This window comes from Agromyces binzhouensis (genome assembly GCF_004135055.1).
GTDB lineage: Bacteria > Actinomycetota > Actinomycetes > Actinomycetales > Microbacteriaceae > Agromyces > Agromyces binzhouensis.
This window is the reverse complement of sequence record NZ_SDPL01000471.1, coordinates 1-2,205: the sequence shown is the minus strand read 5'-3', so window position 1 is coordinate 2,205 and position 2,205 is coordinate 1. Positions and strand designations below refer to the sequence as shown.

1 protein-coding gene is annotated in these 2,205 nt (G+C 69.9%); it reads left to right on the top strand.

The window, feature by feature from the left end:
• Window positions 1-78 precede the first annotated feature (78 nt).
• Window positions 79-2,205, top strand: a 2,127-nt coding sequence (locus tag ESO86_RS15780; RefSeq protein ID WP_129235814.1) for an ATP-dependent helicase, incomplete at its 3' end; no start/stop codon positions are given.

Sequence of the window (2,205 nt, the reverse complement as noted above, 5' to 3'; positions counted from 1 at the left end):
TGGCGCGAGGCGCCCGGCGCGGCCGACCGCGAGCACGCCGACGAGGCCCGCGGCGCCGGCCACGCGGCATCCGATCGACTGACCGCCGGGCTCAACCCGCAGCAGCGCGAGGCGGTCGAGTACCGCGGTCAGGCGCTGCTGATCGTGGCAGGCGCAGGGTCGGGCAAGACGCGCGTGCTCACGCACCGCATCGCGAGCCTCATCGACGGCCGCGAGGCGTGGCCGAGCCAGATCCTCGCGATCACGTTCACGAACAAGGCCGCCGCCGAGATGCGCGAGCGCGTCGAGGCGCTGCTCGGCGAGGCCGCGGGCGGCATGTGGATCTCGACGTTCCACTCGGCGTGCGTGCGCATCCTCCGCCGCGAGGCCGAGGTCATCGGGCTGAGCTCGACGTTCACGATCTACGACTCGGCCGACCAGCGCACCATCCTGAAGCGCATCATCAAGGAGCTCGACGCCGACACGCTCGGCTTCACGCCCGCGAGCGCGCAGGCGAAGATCTCGAAGCTCAAGAACGAGTTGAGCGACGTCGAGACGTACGCGCGGAACGTCAACACGAACGATCCGAACGACGTCATGTTCCTCGAGATCTTCCGCCAGTACACCAGGCGGCTGCGCGACGCGAGCGCGCTCGACTTCGACGACCTCATCAGCGAGACCGTCTACCTGTTCCGCGCGTTCCCGAGGGTCGCGGCGCTGTACCAGCGGCGGTTCCGGCACATCCTCGTCGACGAGTACCAGGACACGAACCACGCGCAGTACGCGCTGATCCGCGAACTCACCCGGCCGGTCGAGCCCGACGTCGTCGCCGAGCTCGACGAGCACGGCGTGCTCGTGCGGGGCATGACGGATGCCACGGGCGCGATCCCCGGGGCATCCCTCACGGTCGTCGGCGACTCCGACCAGTCGATCTACGCGTTCCGCGGCGCCGACATCCGCAACATCGTCGAGTTCGAGCGCGACTTCCCGGGCGCGAAGGTCGTGCTCCTCGAGCAGAACTACCGGTCGACGCAGAACATCCTCTCGGCCGCGAACGCGGTCATCTCGAACAACTTCGACCGCAAGGACAAGAAGCTCTGGACGGCCGACGGCGACGGCGACAAGATCACCGGCTACACGGGGTACTCGGCCCACGACGAGGCGCAGTTCGTGGCCGACGAGATCGAGGCGCTGCACCGTGCGGGCGTCGCCTACCGCGACATCGCCGTGTTCTACCGCACCAACGCGCAGACGCGCGCGCTGGAGGAGATCTTCGTGCGGTCGGCGCTGCCGTACCGCGTGGTCGGCGGCACGAAGTTCTACGAGCGCGCCGAGATCAAGGACGCGATGGCGTACCTCATCGCCGTCGCGAACCCGCTCGACGAGCTCGCCATCCGCCGCATCCTGAACACGCCGAAGCGCGGCATCGGCCCGGCGACCGAGACCGCGATCGCGAGCTTCGCCGAGCAGAACGACCTCTCGTTCCGGCAGGCGATGCGCGCGGCGGACGGCCTGGGGCTGGGGCCGAAGGTCACGAAGGCGATCCTCGACCTCGCGAACCTGCTCGACGCGGCCGCAGCGATGCTGGTCCCCTCGCAGAAGGGCATCGACGAGGGCACGAACGAGGGCGCGTCGAAGGTGTCCGACGTGCTCGCGTTCCTCATCGAGGGGTCGAAGCTCGTCGAGACGCTCCGCACGAGCCGCGACCCGCAGGACGAGACGCGGGCCGAGAACGTCGAGGAGCTGCTCGCCCAGACGAAGGACTTTGACCGCGAGAACCCGGGGGCGAGCCTCGTCGACTTCCTGACGCAGGTCTCCCTCGTCGCGGCCGCCGACGAGCTCGACGACGCGTCGGGCACCGTCTCGCTCATGACCCTGCACACCGCGAAGGGCCTGGAGTACCACGCGGTGTTCCTCACCGGGATCGAGGAGGGGCTGCTGCCGCACCAGATGTCGGCCTCCGAACCCGGCGGTCCGGCCGAGGAGCGACGCCTGTTCTACGTCGGCATCACGCGGGCGCGCAAGCGCCTGTACCTCTCGCTCGCCATGAGCCGCGCGCAGTTCGGCGAGGTCTCCGTCGCGATGCCGAGCCGCTACCTCCAGGAGATCCCCGACGAGCTCATCGACTGGAAGCAGTCGCCCGGCATGGCGACGAGTCGCGGCGGCACGCAGCCGCGCGCCCTGAACGCCCGTCGCGGCGGCTTCGGCGGCGGTGCGGGCGGCGGC